Origin of the sequence: Streptomyces sp. NRRL F-525, assembly GCF_000716605.1 — a bacterium.
In the GTDB taxonomy this organism is placed as follows: Bacteria; Actinomycetota; Actinomycetes; order Streptomycetales; family Streptomycetaceae; genus Streptomyces.
The window spans coordinates 488,896-506,297 of record NZ_JNXE01000002.1 but is presented as its reverse complement, the minus strand read 5'-3'; the positions used below and the strand labels follow the sequence as shown (position 1 = coordinate 506,297).

Below are 17,402 nucleotides of genomic sequence, written 5' to 3'. Positions count from 1 at the left end.
CCCCGACTGGTTCAAGGCGTTCCTCGGCGTGATGCTCCTGGGCGCCGTCCTCATCAATCTGTGGGTCCAGCGCACCGCGACCCGGAGGTGACCTTCATGGCAAGCAACGAATCCGGCACTCACGGCGCCATCCTCGAAGACAAGGCGCCGAGCGACGCCGATGCGCCGATCGTCCAACTGCGCAACGCGGGCAAGTCCTACGGCAACGTCCGCGCCCTGCACGGCGTCGACCTCGCGGTCCGCCCGGGCCAGGTCACCTGCGTGCTGGGTGACAACGGCGCGGGCAAGTCGACCCTGATCAAAATCATCTCCGGGCTGCACCAGCACACCGAGGGCGAGTTCCTCGTCGACGGCGGGCCCGTGCACTTCACCACCCCGCGTCAGGCGTTGGACCGCGGTATCGCGACGGTCTACCAGGACCTGGCCGTCGTGCCGTTGATGCCGGTGTGGCGCAACTTCTTCCTCGGCTCCGAGATGACCAAGGGCCCCTGGCCCGTACGTCGTCTCGACATCGAGCGGATGAAGAAGACCGCGGACGAAGAGCTGCGGAACATGGGCATCGTCCTGGACAACCTGGACCAGCCCATCGGCACCCTGTCGGGTGGTCAGCGTCAGTGTGTGGCGATCGCCCGTGCCGTCTACTTCGGGGCCCGCGTTCTGATCCTGGACGAGCCGACCGCCGCGCTCGGTGTCAAGCAGTCCGGTGTGGTGCTGAAGTACGTGGCCGCAGCCCGTGAACGCGGCCTCGGGGTCATCTTCATCACGCACAACCCGCACCACGCCTACATGGTCGGCGACCACTTCAGCGTCCTGCGTCTGGGCACGATGGAGTTGTCGGCGGAGCGCAGCGAGATCACCCTCGAAGAGCTCACCAACCACATGGCCGGCGGCACCGAACTCGCCGCGCTCAAGCACGAGTTGTCCCAGGTGCGCGGTGTCGACGTCGAGGAGCTCCCCGACGCGAAGTCCCTGAAGGCGCCGGTGGCCGCGTCTCCCGAAGGGACCGCCTGACATGTCGGACCGTCCCTTCCTGGACCGCATCCGGGTCGGCTCGGCCCCCGACTCGTGGGGTGTGTGGTTCCCGGACGACCCCCAACAGGTGCCGTGGCAACGGTTCTTGGACGAGGTCGCGCAGGCCGGCTACTCCTGGATCGAGCTGGGCCCGTACGGCTATCTGCCGACCGACCCGGCCCGGCTCACGGACGAGATCGCCCGACGTGACCTGAAGGTCTCCGCGGGCACGGTCTTCACCGGCCTGCACCGGGGCCCGTCCGTGTGGGACGCGACATGGGAGCACGTCAGCCAAGTCGCCGCGCTCACCCAGGAGATGGGCGCGCGGCACCTGGTCGTCATCCCCTCCTTCTGGCGGGACGACAAGACCGCCGAGATCCTGGAGCCGCCGGAGCTGACCGGCGAGCAGTGGGCCCACCTCACCAAGGGCATGGAGCGGCTCGGGCACGAGGTCAAGGAGGCGTACGGGCTCGACATCGTCGTCCACCCGCACGCCGACACCCACCTCGACACCGAGGACCACGTCGAGCGCTTCCTCGACTCGACCGACTCCGAACTGGTCAACCTCTGCCTGGACACCGGGCATTACGCCTACTGCGGCGGCGACAGCGTCAAGCTGATCGAGACGTACGGCGAACGCATCGGCTATCTGCACCTCAAGCAGGTCGACCCGGAGATCCTGGCCGACGTCGTCAAGAACGAGGTGCCGTTCGGGCCGGCCGTGGCGCGCGGGGTGATGTGTGAACCGCCGTCCGGCGTACCGGAGTTGGAGCCGGTGCTGATCGCGGCGCAGCGCCTGGGCGTGGAACTGTTCGCGATCGTCGAGCAGGACATGTACCCGTGCGAGCCGGACAAGCCGCTCCCCATCGCGGAGCGCACCCGCAAGTTCCTCCGTTCCTGCGGTGCCTGACCATGTGAAAGGACGGCCGATGGCCATCAGCCCGCGCGACACGCTCGGAGTGGCAGTCGTCGGAACCGGAAAGATGGGCGCCGACCACGTCCGCAGGATCCAGGACGTGGTCAACGGAGCCCGGGTGACCGCGGTCGTGGACGTCGACGCCGAGCGCGCCAAACGGATCGCGTCCGGCATCGACGGCTGCACCGCGTACACCGACCCGGCCGCCGCGATGGCGGCGGCCGACGTCGACGCGGTCCTGATCGCCTCACCGGGCCCCGCCCACGAGGCGGCCCTGCTCGCGGCCTTCGAGCACGACCTCCCGGTCCTGTGCGAGAAGCCGCTCACGCCGGACGCGGCCTCGGCGCTCCGGGTGATGGAGGCGGAGACACGTCTCGGCCACCGCCGGGTGCAGGTCGGCTTCATGCGGCGCTACGACGCCGAGTACATGAAACTCAAGTCCCTGCTGGAGACAGGCCAGTTGGGCCGCCCGCTGATGCTGCACAACCGGCATCGCAACGCGGCCAGCCCGCCCTTCTTCACCAGCTCCATGCTGATCAGCGACTCCGTGGCGCACGAGACCGACGCGACCCGTTGGCTGCTCGGCCAGGAGATCACCGCCGTGACGGTGCTGCGGCCGCGCCCCACGGCGAGCGCCCCGGAGGGCCTCCAGGACCCGCAGTTCGTCGTCTTCGAGACCGACTGCGGCGCGATCGTCGACGTCGAGATGTTCGTCAACTGCGGTTTCGGCTACCAGGTCCAGGCCGAGGTCGTCTGCGAACGCGGCACTGCCCGCATCGGCGACGGCCACGCCATGGTCACCAACATGGCCGGCCGCTGGGGCGGCACCATCGCCCAGGACTTCGTCGAACGCTTCGCCGACGCCTACGACCGTGAGATCCAGACCTGGGTCGACGCGACCCGCCGCGGCGAGGTGACCGGGCCGAGCGTGTGGGACGGGTACGCGGCGGCGGCCGTGTGCGAGGCGGGCGTCCGGGCGCTGGAGGAAGGGGTTCGGGTGGAGGTGGAGTTGGTGGAGCGGCCCGGGTTCTACCGGTAGCCGCTCCGGCGGGGCGGCTTGCCCTGCAACCAACTGCCCACTCTCAGCCGTCTTTTGTCCTCGAACGAGGAGGGCGGGGGCGCGGATGGGGCCGGTGCGGATGCTGCTGCCGTTGCTGCGCGTGACGGCACGAGTGACTCCTCCCGGTGTGGGCGGTGCGCTGCTCGGGGCCGCGCTGCTGCACTGCGCGGCCCCCGGCTGGGTGCTGCTGCGCGAGCCGAGCTTCGCCCGTCGGTCGGTCTGGGCCGAGGAAGCGGTCGCCGTGTACCGGCCGATGGCCGATCGGGCCCACTCCGCGCAACGCCACCGGGACGCGCTGAGCCGGGCTCTGGTCGTGCACGCCCGCGTCCTGGTGCTGTCGGAGCGGTTGGCGGAGGCGAGCACGGCGGCGGACGCGGCCGCGGCCGTACCGGGCGCGCGGCTGTCGCCCGCGCTGACCGCGTGCGCCGTCCAGACGCGGGCACAGGTACTCGTCCACGGCCGCCGGCCGGAGGAGGCTCTGGCGCCCGCCCGGGAGTGCGTGGCGCTGCACCGCGGCATGGCGCCACCCCGGCCCCGCGACCGGCAACTGGGCACGCTGGCGGGCGCCTTGCACACACAGGCGCTCGCGTTCGCGGCCCTCGGCCGTACGGCGGAGGCCGTCGCCGTGTACCAGGAGTGCGCCGCGCTGCTGCGGGCCATGTCAGTGCGGGAGTTGGCGCGTCACATGCGTCTACGGCCCCAGGTACTCGTCGAGTTGACCGGCGGACTGCGGGCCCTCGGCCGGTACGAGGACGCCTTGGCGCTGGGCCCCGAGGCGAGGGACGAGGTCTACGGGGTGGGCGCGAGGTTCTACCCCGGGTTCGTGCTGCCGTTGCGCGTCCGGCACCTCACGGACCTGGCCTACTGCCACAGAGCCACGGGCGCTTTCGCCGCCGCGCGCACCAGCGCGGACGAGGCGGTCGCCGAGGCCCGTGAACTCACCGACCAGCCCGAGCGGCTCGCCGAGGCGTTGCGCTGCCGGGCCGTCATGCTCACCGAACAGGAGGCGCGCGACGACGAGTTGAGCATCCTCACGGAGTTGGCCGACCTGTACACCCGCCTCGCGGCCGACCGCCCGGAGGCCTTCGCGGGACTGCTCGCCGATGTCCTGGACAACCTGGCCGACTGCCACACGCGAAGCGGCGACCGCCTCATGGCCTTGGCGGACACGGAAGGCGCCGTGGCCGCATCCCGGCGCGCCCCGCATCCCGAAGACCAACTGGCCCGCCTCCTCGCCAACTTGAGTGCTCGTCAGCAGGACGCGGAGGACGTGGAGTCGGCCGTGTCGAACGCCCGTGAAGCCGTGGCGCTCACCCGCCCGTTCGTCGAGTCCGACCGCGCGACCTACCGTGCGCTGATCGCGCGTCGGCTGCGGGTCCTCGCCCGGGCTCTCGGCCGTACCGGCGACCACCTGGCCGCCGTGGCCTGCTACGAGGAGGCGGAGTCGTTCCTGCGGGACCCGCCCGGAGACCCCGGTACGGACGCCGACCTGGCGCTCACGGTCTCCGGTCTGTCCGTCGCGCTCACCAGGGCGGCGCTGGCCGGGCTGGGCGCCGGTCGGCCCGAGGAGGCGGTCGCCGCCCTGCGCTCCCTCCTCGCTCTCACCCGCCGCAGCGATGCCCCCGACGTCCACGCCCGCTGCGTCATCACGTTCGCCCGGGCCCGTGCGGAATGCCCGGACGACATCGACATCGTCCGGGCGTGGGAGCGGTTGGTCGGGCAGCCGTACCCGACCTTCGTCTACCGCAGAACCGACACCCGCGGCCGGGGCGCGAACCCCGCCGCGCGGTAGGCCTCGTCGATGAGGGTCATCGTCGCGACCGCGTCGTCCGGTCCCAGGGGCAGGGGCGCGCCGTTCCTCAACCGGGCGGCGAACGCCTCCAGTTGGTAGGTGTACGACGAGCGGCGGCCGAGGCGTTCCGTGCGTTCGCCGTCCGTGGTGCGGATGACGACGCGGTCGTCCAGCTGGGGGAGGACGAAGTTCGGGGCGAAGGCCTCGCCCCGGCTGCCGGTGATGCGGCAGCTCATGACCAGTTCGTCGTACGCCATGTGGCAGCGGGCGGTGCCCGTGGCGCCGCTGGGATAGACGAGGTTGGCGTCCAGCCACTCGTCGACGCCCGGGGCGCCCGCGTGTTCGCCGCCGCGGGCCGAGACGAGGCGGGGTGCGCCGCCCGCCCAGGGGGCCAGCGTGCGCAGGGCGTGCAGGCTGTAGCAGCCCAGGTCCATCACGGCGCCGCCGGCCAGGTCCAGGGACCAGCGCGGGTCGGTGTCCGGCGGGGCCGGGATCGCCACGAGCGTCTCGACGTGCCGGAGTTCGCCGAGTTCACCGGAGGCCAGCAGTTCGTGCAGGCGCCGGGTGACCGGGTGGAAGAGGTAGTGGAACGCCTCCATGAAGACCGTTCCGGCCTTCGCGGCGGCCTCCCTCACCTCGGCCGCCTCCTCCGCGTTGCTCGCCGACGGCTTCTCCGACAGGACGTGCTTGCCCGCCGCGAGCGCGGCGAGGTTCCACGGACCGTGCAGGCCGTTGGCGAGCGGGTTGTAGACGACCTCCACCTCCGGGTCGGCGATCAGGTCGGCGTACGAGTCCGCCACCCGTTCGACGCGGTGCGCGGCGGCGTACGCCTCCGCCCTGGACCGGTCCCGCGCGGCCACCGCGACAATGCGGTGGCCGGTGGTCCGGGCCGGACCGATCAGGGACTGCTCGGTGATCCGAGCCGCTCCCAGTACTCCGATGCGCAGTGGTTCCCGGCCCGGACCGCTCATGCCTCCCGTACCTCCTGGATGGTGACCGGGCGGTGCTCGTGCAGCGACAGGGTGCAGGCGTCGGCGATCCAGCCGGCCTCCAGGGCGTCCGCGACCGTGCAGGGGGAGGGGCGGGTGCCGGCGACGACCTCGGTGAACGCGGTGAGTTCGGCGCGGTAGGCGGCCGTGAACCGGTCCATGAAGAAGTCGTGCGGGGTGCCCGCCGGGAAGGTCACGCCGGGCTCGACCGAGCGCAGCGGCAGCTTGTCCTCCAGGCCCACCGCGATGGAGTCCGTGAAGCCGTGGATCTCCATGCGGACGTCGTAACCCCGGGCGTTGTGGCGGGAGTTGGAGACCACCGCGATGGTGCCGTCGTCGAGGGTCAGGATCGCGCCGGTGGTGTCGGCGTCGCCCGCCTCCTTGATGTACTCGGCGCCCCGGTTGCCGCCGACCGCGTACACCTCGGTGACCTCACGGCCGGTGACCCAGCGGATGATGTCGAAGTCGTGCACGGAACAGTCCCGGAAGATGCCCCCGGACGCGGCGATGTACGCGGCCGGCGGCGGCGCCGGGTCCAGCGTGGTGGAGCGCACGGTGTGCAGCTTGCCCAGCTCGCCGGACTGCACGGCGGCGCGCGCGTTGACGAAACCGGCGTCGAAGCGGCGGTTGTAGCCGATCTGGATCGGAACGCTGCTGCCCTCGACGGCCTTGAGGACCTTGACGCCCTCGGCCATCGTCTTGGCGACGGGCTTCTCGCAGAAGACGGGGATGCCCGCCTCGACGGCGGCCAGGATCAGGCCCGGGTGGGCGTCGGTCGCCGCGGCGACGACGACACCGTCGACCCCGGCGGCCAGCACGGCCTCGGGGGAGTCCGCGACCTCGGCGCCGAAGCGCTCGGCGGCCTTCTTGGCGGCCTCCGCGAACGGGTCGGCCACGACGAGGGACTCGACGACGTCGAGTCCGGACAGGGTCTCGGCGTGGAAGGCGCCGATGCGGCCGAGGCCGAGGATTCCGATGCGCATGAGGGCTCTTGCTTTCTTGAGAGGTGCGGGTGTCGTGCGGTGGTTGTCTTGGAGCGGTCCAATTGCCGGAGGGTGCAGGTCAGTCGAGGGCGCCCAGGACGTTCTGGTCCCAGTCGATCACCGAACCGGTGACCACCCCGGACCGGTCCGACAGCAGGAACACCACGAAGTCGGCGATCTCGTCCGGCTGGCCGAGCTTGCCCATCGGCTGACGGGCGGCGGCCTGCTCGCGCCAGTCGTCGCCCGCGCCGTGGAAGGCCCGCTGCGTCGCGTCCTCGCCCTCGGTGTCGGTCCAGCCGATGTTGACGGTGTTGATGCGGATCCGGTCGAAGCGGTGCGCGTGCGCGGCGTTGCGGGTCAGGCCCGCGAGGCCGGCCTTGGCGGTGGAGTACGGGGCGAGGTAAGGGGGGCCGCCGTGGGCGCAGTTGGAGCCGATGTTGACGATCGTGCCGGGTGCGGATCGGGAGGTCATGTCGGCGACGGCGGCCTGCATCGCGAAGAACGGTGCCTTCAGGTTGATCGCCATGTGCTGGTCGAACAGTTCCGGCGGGGTGTCCAGCAGCGAGCCGCGCGAGGTCAGCCCCGCCGCGTTGACGAGGCAGTCGATACGCCCGTAGACCTCGGCGGTCTGTACGACGCTGTCGCGTGCCTGTGCCGGATCGGAGAGGTCGGCCCGCACGAAGCGGGCGCCGGTGTCCGCGGCGAGTTTCTCGCCCACGTCCGCGCGGCGGCCGGTGAAGACGACGGTCGCACCCTCGCGCACCGCCGCCCGGACGATCGCGGCGCCCACGCCCTGGCTGCCGCCGTTGACGAGGAGGACCTTGTCGTCGAGGAGCCCCGTGAGCCCCGTATGTTCCGTGGATCCCATGGTGTTCCTCAGCTCTCGCGCCGCTCGGCACCGGTCCGCAGCTCCCCGCGGAGCGCCTGCGGGTCCCACCCCTCACGCACCGCGCGCCGCACGAGGTCGGCCTGCGAAGGAGGAGCCAGCCCCTCGACCGGCGGGTCGTTGTCGAGGTTGGTCGGGAACGGATAGCCCTCGGCGCTCGCCGCGACGACCGAGTCCAGCCACTCCTCGCCCACGCCCTCGGCCTTGCGCTTGAGCAGCACCGGGAAGACCGCGTTGCTGACGGCCTCGCGGTCCACCGTCTCCATCGCGCGCCCGAACGCGGACGACACCTGGAGCAGGTTGGCCATCCGCCGTACGTCCGCCGTGCGGTTGGTGCCGGCCGCGTGGAAAAGCGCGGGGTTGAAGAACGCGGCATCGCCCTTGGCGAGCGGGAGTTGGATGTGGTTGGCCTCGAAGTAGGCCTGGAATTCCGGGAGTCGCCACGCCAGATAGCCCGGCTCGAACTTCTGGGAGTGCGGCAGGTACATCGTCGGCCCCGACTCGACCGGCATGTCGCAGTGCGCGACCGCCCCTTGGAGCGTGAGCACGGGGGAGAGACGGTGCACGTGCGCCGGATACCCGGCGGCGGCCTCGTTCGTGAGGAACCCGAGGTGGTAGTCGCGGTGCACGGTCTGTGCGGCACCGCCCGGGTGGACCACGTTGATCTGCGAGGTCACCTGGTAGCCGGGGCCGAGCCACGCGACGGACACCAGGGCCAGGATGTCGTTCGCGTAGTAGTCGGCGAACGCCTCCGGGTCGTAGAGCGCGGCCTTCTCCAGCGCGTTCCACACCCGGTCGTTGGCCCCCGGCTTCGCGAAGTGGTCCCCGGCGCCCGCGCCCGACGCGCGCTGCTCGGCGATCAGGGCCTCGAACACCTCGGTGGAACGGTCCACGACCGACAGATCCGGGAAGGCACCCTGAAGGACCACGATGCCGGGCCCCTCGGCGAACGCCCGTACCAGCTCGGTCTGCACCTCGCGGCGCTCACCGGCCGCCACCGACTTGCGGAGCCGGTCGCTGTCGTAGACGAGGACGTTCCGCTCGACCGAGGACGCGTACGGGAAGTCGGCCAGGTCGGTCGGCTGCTCGACGAGGGCGCGGAAGGTGTCGAGGTCGCAGTCCTGCTCGGTGAGCCAGGCGCGGGTTTCTGCTGATGTGAAGGACATCGTCGTCCCCTCGGGTCACGGAGCGGTGCGCTCCTGTCATTCTTGTCAGTACAAACCCTTCGAACAACCAGCAGCCAGCCATCAAAAACCCCTCAAGGAGACGACCGGTGGGACACCCCTTCCCGATCCGGGAAATCGCACGTCAGGCGGGTCTCAGCGAGGCCACCGTGGACCGCGTGCTGAACGGCAGGGGCGGTGTGCGCGAGAGCACCGAGCGTGAGGTGCGCCAGGCCATCGCCGATCTCGACCGGCAGCGCACCCAGGTCAGGCTCGTCGGCCGTACGTTCATGATCGACATCGTGATGCAGACGCCGGAGCGCTTCTCCACCGCCGTACGGAACGCGCTGGAGGCCGAGCTGCCCGACCTGCACCCGGCCGTCGTGCGCTCACGCTTCCACTTCCGGGAGACCGCGCCGGTGAAGGAGCTGGTCGGGACATTGGACCGGATCGCGCGGCGCGGCTCGCAGGGCGTCATCCTCAAGGCGCCGGACGTCCCCGAGATCACCGCCGCCGTCGGCCGGCTCGTCGCCGCCGGTATCCCGGTCGTCACCCTGGTCACCGACCTGCCCGCGAGCGCCCGCCTGGCCTACGTCGGCATAGACAACCGGGCGGCGGGCGCGACGGCCGCGTACCTGATGGGCCAGTGGCTCGGCGACCGCCCCGGCAACGTTCTCACCAGCCTGAGCAGCGGTTTCTTCCGCAACGAGGAGGAGCGCGAGATGGGCTTCCGCAGCACCATGCGCGCCCGCTACCCGGAACGGGCGCTCGTCGAGATCACCGAGGGCCACGGGCTGGACGCCACCCAGTACGAACTCGTCCGGGACGCCCTCAAGCGCGACCCGGACATCCGCGCGGTCTACTCGATCGGCGGCGGCAACATCGCGACCCTGCGCGCCTTCGCCGACCTCGGCCGCGAGTGCGCCGTGTTCGTCGCGCACGACCTCGACCACGACAACACCCGGCTGCTGCACGAGCAGCAACTGTCCGCCGTTCTCCACCACGACCTGCGCCAGGACGTCCGCGAGGCCTGCCGCATCGTGATGCGCGCCCACGACGCCCTGCCGCCCGCGGGACCGGCCCTGCCGTCCGCGATCCAGGTCGTCACGCCCTACAACTTGCCTGTGTCGACGCTGAGTTGAGCCCGTTCAGAGATTGATCGCGTACGCCTTGCGCAGCGTCTCGTGAACGGTCCAGGTCGTACGGTCGCCCTCGCGCAGCACGGCCATGTCCCCGGGACCGACCGTCAGCGTCTCCCCGCCCTCGACCTCGATCGTGGCCGACCCGCTGATCACGACGAACAGCTCGTCCGCCTCCGTGTCGGTGACCACGCCAGGCGTGATCTGCCAGATCCCGCGGACCTGCTTGCCGTCCTCGGACTCCCACACGACCTTCCCGGTGACCTCGGGCGTACCGGAGACGATCTGCGCCGGGTCGAGCGGCTCGGGTTCGAGCTCGGCGTCGGGGATGCGGACTACGAAACTGTGCGTCATGCCGCGACCCTAGCCGGGGTGGACCGGTCCAGGCGTGGACACTGTGTGGGGTATCGGCCCAGGTGGGGGGACACTTCGTCGCGGAGTGGCGGCCCGGGCGGGGCCGGGTGATCGTGGAGGGCATGGCGCAGACCACGGCGGCCGTCCCCGAGCGGCACCCGCACGAGACCCGGGAGAACATCCTCTTCGGAGGCGTCTACGGCTCCGTCCTCGCCTGCTCGATGGTCGCCGCGCTCACCCAGTACGGCCACACCGACAGGGCCAGCCGCCGCTACGACGCCCTGTGGCTGCTGGTGACCGCCGCGGCCTCGGCGCTCGCCCACGGGTACGCCCACTACATCGCCGAGCGCGCCCCGCACCGCCGCTGGGACGCCCTGCGCACCCTGCGCGACGAGTGGCCCCTGGTCGCCGCCGCGCTGCCGACCGTGCTGCTGCTCGCCGGGGCGGGCTGGGGCTGGTGGCCCGCGAACGGCGTCGAGTACGCGGCGTTCGTCCTCAACATCGCGCTGCTGTTCTGCCTGGGACTGGTCACGGCCCGCTGGTCGGCGCGGAGTTGGGTGGCGGCCGTGGTCATCGGGGCGGTGGACGCGCTGCTGGGGGTGGTGGTCGTGGTGGCCAACGCCCTGATCAAATAGGCCCGTTCGGTCTGTTCGCCAAACGCCGGACGCCTACGGCAGGTCCCGGTAACCCCGCAGCTTGCGGTACAGCGTCGCCCGCCCGATCCCCAACGCGGCAGCCGCCCGCGCCTTGTTGCCCCCGTGCCGACGCAACGCGGCCAGGATCGCGGTGCGTTCGGCATGTTCCATCGGGCTGAGCCGCCGGGCCGCCGGTCCCTCCCGGACGGGATCGGGCAGTTCGGCCCGCCGCACCGGGCCGGTGACCCGCCGGTGTTCCGCCAACGCCCTGACCACATGCGCGAGTTCGGTGACGTTGCCGGGCCAGGGGTGTTCCTCCAGGGCCCGCAACGCGTCCAGCGTCCAGGTGAGCGGCGGCTGTCCCGGGGCCGGGCGGGGCGCGAGGACCGGCAGCAACTCCCGTACGTCCTCCGGGCGTTCACGCAACGCGGGCACGGTCACCGACCGGGCCGCCAAGGTGTCCAGGAGGCGCTGGAAGCACGGGCCCGGGGGAGTTCCGGGCGTGTAGGTGATCAGCAGATAGACGTCGGGGTGTTCGTCGAGCAGCGAGTTGAGTGCGGCGACGTCCGGCTGGGCGAGCCGTTCGGCGTGCCGCAGGAGGAGCGGGCGGCCGTCGGCCAACTCGCTGTACTTCACGCCGAGTTCGGGCGACTCGGCGGCATCGGCGACCAACGGCACGGTCCCGCCGAGCAGTTCACGGGCCAGCGCGGTCTTGCCGCTCCCGCGCTCTCCGGTCAGCAGGAGCGGCTCGTGCACCCGGGCCAGCTCCACCGCCCGCGCGACCGCGTGCCGCCACGGCACCGAACCACCCGCGAGCGCCAGCGCCGGGCGCGGCACGAGACGCGGCACCGGCACTTCGGCGGCGCGCGCTTCCAGCACGGCGATGATCCCGAGGACGCGGCCCTCATGCCGTACAGGGGTGATCTCGGCGGTGCATCCGGCGTCGGCGGGGAACGTCAGGGCGTAGGACTGCTCCGGGACCGGGCGGCGTCCGGCGTGGTTGGACCGTTCCAGCGCAGAACCGCACCCAGTGTCGGCCTGCCGCTCCCGGCTCCGACCACCCTCGGCATCGTTGGACCGTTCCACCGCAGGACCGCCCCCGGCGTCGGCGGGCTGCTCCAGGCTCGGACGGCGCGCGGCATCGTTGGACCGTTCCACCACCAGACCGCCCTCGGCGTCCTGAGGCGACCGCGAGTCCTGAGCCGGCCATGCGCCCGAGGCGCGCTCGCTCGTGCTGGACCGTTCCAACGCGGCCAGTACCTGCGGTGTCGCGAGCCGGACCGCCGCCTCGCTGATGAGGCGGTTGCGGCCGTCGAGGGCGACGATGGCGCGGTCCGGGCCGTGGGCGACTGCCCGGGTGTAGGCGTCGAGGAGTACCCGTTCGGCGGTGCGGGAGCGGGCGAGTAGTTCCGCTTCGACCGCCGTGGCCGTCGCTTCGGCGAGGGCGGCGCCCGGGTGCGGGCCGCAACCCGCGCACAGGGCGGACGCCACGGTCACCGTGCCCAGTGCCTGCCCGGAATCAGGGGCGAGCAGCGGCACGCTGACGGCGGACACGTCCTGCCACACGTCGAGGAAGTGCTCGGGGCCGTGCACCTCGGCCCGGCGGCGGGTGCGCAGGGCGAGGGCCGCGCTGTTGTGGCCCACCTCCCGCTCGGACAGGTCGCGGCAGCGGTCGTCGCCCGGCACCTCGCCCGTGGTCCACAGCACCCGCAGCCGCTCGTCGGTGAGGAGCAGCGCCGAGTGCCCGAGCGCCGGCGCGATGCGGTCCAGCACCGGCCGCGCCGCCTCCAACAGGGCGGAATCGGTGGGCAGTTCGGGTTCGTGGACCGGTCCATCGAGGTCGTGCCGTACGCCGAAGAAGCGGGCGCGGCGCCAGGCCGCGAGGACCTCGTCCGGGATGTCGTCGGGGAGCGGGCGGCCGCTCAGGAACCGCTCGCGTGCCCGGCGGAGCGGGGCGAGGGCGGGGGAGTGATCCAGGGTGGTCATGACGCCTCTCACCGTATCGGGCCCGTGGCGGCGGCCGCCGAGGGGCTGTAACTGTCTCGTAATGAGACACCCGCGCAGGTCCGGCCCGCACCATGATCGTGAAGAGTCGGTGCCTTTCTCACCTCTGCCTCACCCCTGGAGCGTCCCGCCGTGCACGTTGTCGAGACCGACGTACTGATCGTGGGCAGCGGCCCGGCCGGGGCCTGTGCCGCGCTGGCGCTGAGCACCTACGGCGTGCCCCACATCGTCGTCACCCGCTACTCGCGCCTCACCAGGACGCCCCGCGCGCACATCACCAACCAGCGCACGATGGAGATCCTGCGCGACCTCGGCGTCGAGGACGAGGTGCTGGCCAAGGCGACACCGCAGCACCTGATGGGCAACACCACGTTCTGCACGAGCCTTGCCGGCGAGGAGCTGGGCCGGATCCGTTCCTGGGGCAACGAGCCGCTCGTGCAGGCTGCCCACGACCTGGCCAGCCCGACCCGCATGTGCGACATGCCGCAGCACCTGATGGAACCGGTGCTCATCGACGCGGCGCTCGCGCGCGGCTCCAACGTCCGCTTCAGCACGGTCTACAAGTCCTTCGTCCAGGACGAGGACGGCGTCACGGTCACCGTCGAGGACCAACTGCGCGGCGACGAGTACCAGATCCGCGCCAAGTACCTCATCGGCGCCGACGGCGGCCGCTCGCAGGTCGCCGAGGACGCCGGGCTGCCGATGGGCGGCCAGATGGGCGTCGCGGGCAGCATCAACATCGTCTTCGACGCGGACCTCAGCAAGTACACCGCGCACCGGCCCTCCACCCTCTACTGGGTGCTCGCCCCCGGCGCCACCGTCGGCGGCATCGGCGCGGGCCTGGTGCGCTGCGTCAAGCCCTGGAACGAGTGGCTGATCGTGTGGGGTTACGACGTGAGCGCCGGCGCCCCCGACCTCACCGAGGAGTACGCGCTGTCCGTCGTACGGCAGTTGGTCGGTGACGACGACATCCCGGTGACCATCAAGTCGTCCTCCGCGTGGACGGTCAACGAGATGTACGCCGAGACCTACGCCAACGGCCGTGTCCTGTGCGCCGGTGACGCCGTGCACCGTCACCCGCCGTCGAACGGGCTCGGTTCCAACACCTCGATCCAGGACGCCTACAACCTGGCGTGGAAGCTCAAGCTGGTCCTCGACGGCACCGCCACACCGAAACTCCTCGACTCCTACGACGCCGAACGCGCCCCCGTCGGCAAGCAGATCGTCACCCGGGCCAACAAGTCCATCGGCGAGACCGCCCCCATCTTCGAGGCGCTGGACGGCCTTTCCCCGCAGACGCCCGAGCAGTTGTGGGCCAACATCGAGGCACGCAAGGACGCCACCGCGGCCGCCGCCAAGCAGCGGGCCGCGCTGCGCGAGGCGATCGCCTTCAAGGTGTACGAGTTCAACGCGCACGGCGTCGACCTCAACCAGCGCTATTCCGCGGAGAGTTCGACCGCGGTCGTGTCCGACGGCACGCCCGACCCAGGCTTCGAACGCGACCGCGAACTGTTCCACCAGCCCAGCTCCCGCCCCGGCGCGAAACTCCCGCACGCCTGGATCACCTCCGGCACCCGCACCGTCTCGACCCTCGACACGGTCGGCAAGGGCCGCTTCACCCTCCTCACCGGCATCGGCGGCGAGGCCTGGGTGCCCGCGGCGCGGGCGCATTCCCTGGACATCGCCACCGTCGTCATCGGCCCCGGCCAGGAGTACGACGACCCGTACGGCGACTGGGCCCGCCTGAGCGAGGTGTCCGACGGGGGCGCCCTCCTCGTCCGCCCCGACGGCTATGTCGCTTTCCGCCACGCCGACGCGGCCGAGAACGCGGGACAGTTGCTCACGGACGCGTTGCGACGCATCCTCGGGCACGGCTGACATTTCACACAGGGGCAGTTCGCACAGGGTAGGGAGCCGCAATGACCACTGACGTCACCGTCACGGACGAGGCCGTCGCCAGTCTGGAGGGGACGGCCGATCCCCGCCTGCGTGAACTGCTGACCGGTCTGATCCGGCACCTCCACGCGTTCGCGCGGGAGACCCGCCTGACCCAGGCGGAGTGGGAGCGGGCGATCGGCTTCCTGACGGAGACCGGGAAGATGTGCACGGACACCCGGCAGGAGTTCATCCTCCTGTCGGACGTGCTCGGCCTGTCGATGCTGGTGGAGACCATCAACGGCGACCATGCGGCCGGTTCCACCGAGTCGACGGTGCTGGGCCCCTTCCACATGACCGAGTCCCCGGTCCGCGAACTCGGCGCGAACATCGACCTGTTGGGCGGCGGCGAGCCCTGCGTGGTCAGCGGCCGGATCGTCTCCGGCGACGGCACCCCGCTCCCCGGCGCGCTCCTCGACGTGTGGCAGGCCGACGGCAACGGCTTCTACGACGTGCAGCAGCCGGACGTCCAACCCCCGGGCAACGGCCGGGGGTTGTTCACCGCGGACGCCGAGGGCCGCTTCTGGTTCCGCACCTGCGTCCCGAGCCCGTACCCCATCCCGACGGACGGCCCGGTAGGCGAACTCCTCAAAGCGACGGGCCGCCACCCCTACCGCCCCGCCCACATCCACTTCATCGCCTCGGTCGAGGGCCACACCCCGGTCACCACCCACATCTTCGTGGCGGGCAGCGACTACTTGGACTCCGACGCGGTCTTCGCCGTCAAGCAGAGCCTCGTCGAGGACTTCACCCCGACCGACGACCCGTCCCTGGCACGGGAGTTCGGCATCGAGAACCCCTTCCGCCACGCCCGCTTCGACCTCGTCCTGGACCGAGCATGAAGAACTTCCTGGACTTCGCCTACGACGCTCAGCCCATGCGCGTCGTCTTCCGCCCCGGCGCCGCGCTCACCGCGACCGCCGGTGAGGCCGAACGGCTCGGTCTGCGGCGGGTGTTGGTGCTCTCGGGTGCCCGGGGTGCCGAGACCGCGCGGGCGGTCGCCGACTCGCTGGGGGAGGTGTGCGTCGGCGTGCACGCGGAGGCGAAGATGCACGTCCCGGTCGAAGTCGCCGACCGCGCGGTCGAGTTGGCGCGCACTCTGAGCGCCGACGGCTGCGTAGCGGTCGGCGGCGGCTCGGCGGTCGGCCTCGGCAAGGCGATCGCCCTGCGCACCGGCCTCCCGCTGATCGCCGTGCCCTCCACCTACGCCGGCTCCGAGATGACCCCGGTCTGGGGCCTCACCGAGAACGGCGCCAAACGCACCGGCCGCGACCCCGCCGTCCTGCCCCGCAGCGTCGTCTACGACCCCGAACTCACCCTGGAACTCCCCGTCCCGCTCACGGTGACCAGCGGCATCAACGCGATCGCGCACGCCGTGGAGGCCCTGTACGCCCCGGACACCTCGCCCCTGATCGGCCTCATGGCGGAGGAAGGCGTAGCGGCGCTCTCGAGTGTGCTGCCCCAACTGGCCGCCGAACCAAGGTTGTTGGCGGCCCGGGGCGGTGCGCTGTACGGGGCGTGGCTGTGCGGTTCCTGCCTCGGGGCCACGACCATGGGCCTGCACCACAAGCTGTGCCACGTCCTCGGCGGCACCTTCGGCCTGCCCCACGCCGAGACGCACACCGTGGTGCTGCCGTACGCGCTGGCGTATAATGCGCCCGCCGCACCGGAAGCCGCCGCCACCGTGGCCCGCGCGCTGGACGCCGAGGATGCCCCGCGCGCCCTGTGGGACCTGGCGCGGCGGCTCGACGCACCGCGCTCGCTCGCCGAACTCGGCCTGAGGGAGAGTGACTTGGCGACGGCGGCCGCGCAGGTGGTGAGCCAGGCGTACGCCAACCCCCGGCCGGTCACCGAGGACGGGGTGCTCGCGCTGTTGCGCGCCGCGTACGAGGGAACACCCCCCACATAGACGGCCGTTCGGCGGTCTGCGCGGTCAGTGGTTCGTGCGGTCACTGGTTCGTGCGGACGCCGTCCAGTGCGATCGCCAGGACGCGGTCGCGCTGGGCGTCGTCCGTGAACTTCGTCCCGGTGACCCCGGCCACCAGGCGCAGCAGATCACCGAAATCCATGTCCGTGCGGGCGACGCCCGCCTTCTGCGCGCGCTCGAACAGCGGACCGCCCGCCGAGAACATCGACTCGCGGCAGGTCCCGAAGATCTCCGAGTCGTTGTCCAGCGCCTCGCGCACCGCCTGCTTGGTCACCATGTAGCCCGCGAAACGGTTCAGCCACGAGGCCAGCGCCTCCCACGGCTCCTGGTCGGCGACGGTCAGAGCGACCTGGCACAGCGCGTTCACCTCGTCCGCGTAGACGCTCTCGAAGAGGGTCCGGCGGGTCGGGAAATTGCGGTACAGCGTGCCGATGCCGACGCCCGCGCGGCGCGCGATGTCCTCCAGCGACGCCTCCGAGCCGTGCTCCGCGAAGGCCTCGCGGGCCGCGGTCAGCAGGGCGTCGTAGTTGCGCGCCGCGTCCTTGCGGTGGGGTCTCTGGGCCGCGACGATCTCGCTGACGGGGAACGGCTGGGCCGTCACGGGTGCC

Annotated in this window: 17 protein-coding genes; 10 read left to right on the top strand and 7 right to left on the bottom strand. The window is 71.6% G+C overall.

Annotated features, from left to right (window positions below; translation table 11 throughout):
• The 5 genes from OO69_RS49935 to OO69_RS05285 form a co-directional block, all read left to right on the top strand.
• On the top strand, positions 1 to 91 hold a 91-nt coding region (locus OO69_RS49935; RefSeq protein WP_078652292.1), incomplete at its 5' end, for a sugar ABC transporter permease.
• Between the two features lie 5 nt (positions 92 to 96).
• Complete coding sequence (locus OO69_RS05300) at positions 97 to 1,011, top strand: ATP-binding cassette domain-containing protein (RefSeq protein WP_033279247.1); 915 nt, start codon at positions 97 to 99, stop codon at positions 1,009 to 1,011.
• Position 1,012: 1 nt separating this feature from the next.
• Positions 1,013 to 1,921 carry a sugar phosphate isomerase/epimerase family protein gene (locus OO69_RS05295; RefSeq protein WP_033279197.1) on the top strand — a complete coding sequence of 303 codons (909 nt, stop codon included), beginning with the start codon at positions 1,013 to 1,015 and terminating at the stop codon, positions 1,919 to 1,921.
• Between the two features lie 19 nt (positions 1,922 to 1,940).
• Positions 1,941 to 2,966, top strand: coding sequence for a Gfo/Idh/MocA family protein (locus OO69_RS05290; RefSeq protein WP_199810883.1), 1,026 nt, complete (start codon positions 1,941 to 1,943; stop codon positions 2,964 to 2,966).
• A gap of 85 nt (positions 2,967 to 3,051) precedes the next feature.
• A complete protein-coding gene (locus OO69_RS05285) occupies positions 3,052 to 4,779 on the top strand; it encodes a hypothetical protein (protein ID WP_033279196.1) in 1,728 nt (575 codons plus the stop codon).
• Here OO69_RS05285 and OO69_RS05280 read toward each other — a convergent pair.
• From OO69_RS05280 to OO69_RS05265, 4 genes are all read right to left on the bottom strand, one after another.
• A complete protein-coding gene (locus OO69_RS05280; RefSeq protein WP_033279195.1) occupies positions 4,728 to 5,750 on the bottom strand; it encodes a Gfo/Idh/MocA family protein in 1,023 nt (340 codons plus the stop codon). The two genes, OO69_RS05285 and OO69_RS05280, sit on opposite strands and share 52 nt — an antisense overlap.
• The gene (locus OO69_RS05275) at positions 5,747 to 6,751 is read right to left on the bottom strand and encodes a Gfo/Idh/MocA family oxidoreductase (RefSeq protein ID WP_033279194.1); all 1,005 of its coding nucleotides are present in this window, start codon (positions 6,749 to 6,751) and stop codon (positions 5,747 to 5,749) included. The genes OO69_RS05280 and OO69_RS05275 overlap by 4 nt, the downstream gene beginning before the upstream one ends.
• Before the next feature lie 79 nt (positions 6,752 to 6,830).
• Positions 6,831 to 7,619 (bottom strand): SDR family oxidoreductase, encoded by a 789-nt coding sequence (locus OO69_RS05270; RefSeq protein WP_033279193.1) that lies wholly within the window; start codon positions 7,617 to 7,619, stop codon positions 6,831 to 6,833.
• An 8-nt stretch (positions 7,620 to 7,627) separates the two neighbouring features.
• Positions 7,628 to 8,803 carry a phytanoyl-CoA dioxygenase family protein gene (locus tag OO69_RS05265; protein ID WP_033279192.1) on the bottom strand — a complete coding sequence of 392 codons (1,176 nt, stop codon included), beginning with the start codon at positions 8,801 to 8,803 and terminating at the stop codon, positions 7,628 to 7,630.
• A gap of 107 nt (positions 8,804 to 8,910) precedes the next feature.
• Between OO69_RS05265 and OO69_RS05260 the strand changes: the two genes are divergently transcribed.
• Entirely contained in the window at positions 8,911 to 9,942 is a 1,032-nt protein-coding gene (locus tag OO69_RS05260) for a LacI family DNA-binding transcriptional regulator (RefSeq protein WP_033279191.1), read from the top strand.
• Between the two features lie 6 nt (positions 9,943 to 9,948).
• Here OO69_RS05260 and OO69_RS05255 read toward each other — a convergent pair whose 3' ends face one another.
• Positions 9,949 to 10,293: a cupin domain-containing protein gene (locus tag OO69_RS05255; RefSeq protein ID WP_033279190.1), complete on the bottom strand. Its 345-nt coding sequence runs from the start codon at positions 10,291 to 10,293 to the stop codon at positions 9,949 to 9,951.
• A gap of 122 nt (positions 10,294 to 10,415) precedes the next feature.
• Between OO69_RS05255 and OO69_RS05250 the strand changes: the two genes are divergently transcribed.
• The gene (locus OO69_RS05250) at positions 10,416 to 10,928 is read left to right on the top strand and encodes a hypothetical protein (protein ID WP_033279245.1); all 513 of its coding nucleotides are present in this window, start codon (positions 10,416 to 10,418) and stop codon (positions 10,926 to 10,928) included.
• Between the two features lie 33 nt (positions 10,929 to 10,961).
• On the opposite strand, the gene OO69_RS05245 is transcribed toward OO69_RS05250, so the two are convergent.
• Complete coding sequence (locus tag OO69_RS05245) at positions 10,962 to 12,914, bottom strand: helix-turn-helix domain-containing protein (protein WP_051800773.1); 1,953 nt, start codon at positions 12,912 to 12,914, stop codon at positions 10,962 to 10,964.
• Positions 12,915 to 13,064: 150 nt separating this feature from the next.
• Here OO69_RS05245 and OO69_RS05240 point away from each other — a divergent pair, with 150 nt between their 5' ends.
• From OO69_RS05240 to OO69_RS05230, 3 genes are read left to right on the top strand one after another with little or no spacing between them, the layout of a single operon-like run.
• Positions 13,065 to 14,810 (top strand): FAD-dependent oxidoreductase, encoded by a 1,746-nt coding sequence (locus OO69_RS05240; protein ID WP_033279188.1) that lies wholly within the window; start codon positions 13,065 to 13,067, stop codon positions 14,808 to 14,810.
• A gap of 41 nt (positions 14,811 to 14,851) precedes the next feature.
• The gene (locus OO69_RS05235; protein ID WP_033279187.1) at positions 14,852 to 15,709 is read left to right on the top strand and encodes an intradiol ring-cleavage dioxygenase; all 858 of its coding nucleotides are present in this window, start codon (positions 14,852 to 14,854) and stop codon (positions 15,707 to 15,709) included.
• Positions 15,706 to 16,776, top strand: a complete 1,071-nt coding sequence (locus OO69_RS05230) for a maleylacetate reductase (RefSeq protein WP_033279186.1) — start codon at positions 15,706 to 15,708, stop codon at positions 16,774 to 16,776. Before OO69_RS05235 ends, OO69_RS05230 begins: the two co-directional genes overlap by 4 nt.
• A gap of 40 nt (positions 16,777 to 16,816) precedes the next feature.
• On the opposite strand, the gene OO69_RS05225 is transcribed toward OO69_RS05230, so the two are convergent.
• On the bottom strand, positions 16,817 to 17,395 hold the full coding sequence (locus OO69_RS05225) for a TetR/AcrR family transcriptional regulator (protein ID WP_033279185.1): 579 nt from the start codon (positions 17,393 to 17,395) through the stop codon (positions 16,817 to 16,819).
• Positions 17,396 to 17,402: the final 7 nt, after the last annotated feature.

Bases quoted from the DNA above. Each gene is read 5' to 3' on its own strand.
- OO69_RS05300 (WP_033279247.1), top strand. From the start codon at position 97: ATGGCAAGCAACGAATCCGGCACTCACGGCGCCATCCTCGAAGACAAG.
- OO69_RS05295 (WP_033279197.1), top strand. From the start codon at position 1,013: ATGTCGGACCGTCCCTTCCTGGACCGCATCCGGGTCGGCTCGGCCCCC.
- OO69_RS05290 (WP_199810883.1), top strand. From the start codon at position 1,941: ATGGCCATCAGCCCGCGCGACACGCTCGGAGTGGCAGTCGTCGGAACC.
- OO69_RS05285 (WP_033279196.1), top strand. From the start codon at position 3,052: ATGGGGCCGGTGCGGATGCTGCTGCCGTTGCTGCGCGTGACGGCACGA.
- OO69_RS05280 (WP_033279195.1), bottom strand. From the start codon at position 5,750: ATGAGCGGTCCGGGCCGGGAACCACTGCGCATCGGAGTACTGGGAGCG.
- OO69_RS05275 (WP_033279194.1), bottom strand. From the start codon at position 6,751: ATGCGCATCGGAATCCTCGGCCTCGGCCGCATCGGCGCCTTCCACGCC.
- OO69_RS05270 (WP_033279193.1), bottom strand. From the start codon at position 7,619: ATGGGATCCACGGAACATACGGGGCTCACGGGGCTCCTCGACGACAAG.
- OO69_RS05265 (WP_033279192.1), bottom strand. From the start codon at position 8,803: ATGTCCTTCACATCAGCAGAAACCCGCGCCTGGCTCACCGAGCAGGAC.
- OO69_RS05255 (WP_033279190.1), bottom strand. From the start codon at position 10,293: ATGACGCACAGTTTCGTAGTCCGCATCCCCGACGCCGAGCTCGAACCC.
- OO69_RS05250 (WP_033279245.1), top strand. From the start codon at position 10,416: ATGGCGCAGACCACGGCGGCCGTCCCCGAGCGGCACCCGCACGAGACC.
- OO69_RS05245 (WP_051800773.1), bottom strand. From the start codon at position 12,914: ATGACCACCCTGGATCACTCCCCCGCCCTCGCCCCGCTCCGCCGGGCA.
- OO69_RS05235 (WP_033279187.1), top strand. From the start codon at position 14,852: ATGACCACTGACGTCACCGTCACGGACGAGGCCGTCGCCAGTCTGGAG.
- OO69_RS05230 (WP_033279186.1), top strand. From the start codon at position 15,706: ATGAAGAACTTCCTGGACTTCGCCTACGACGCTCAGCCCATGCGCGTC.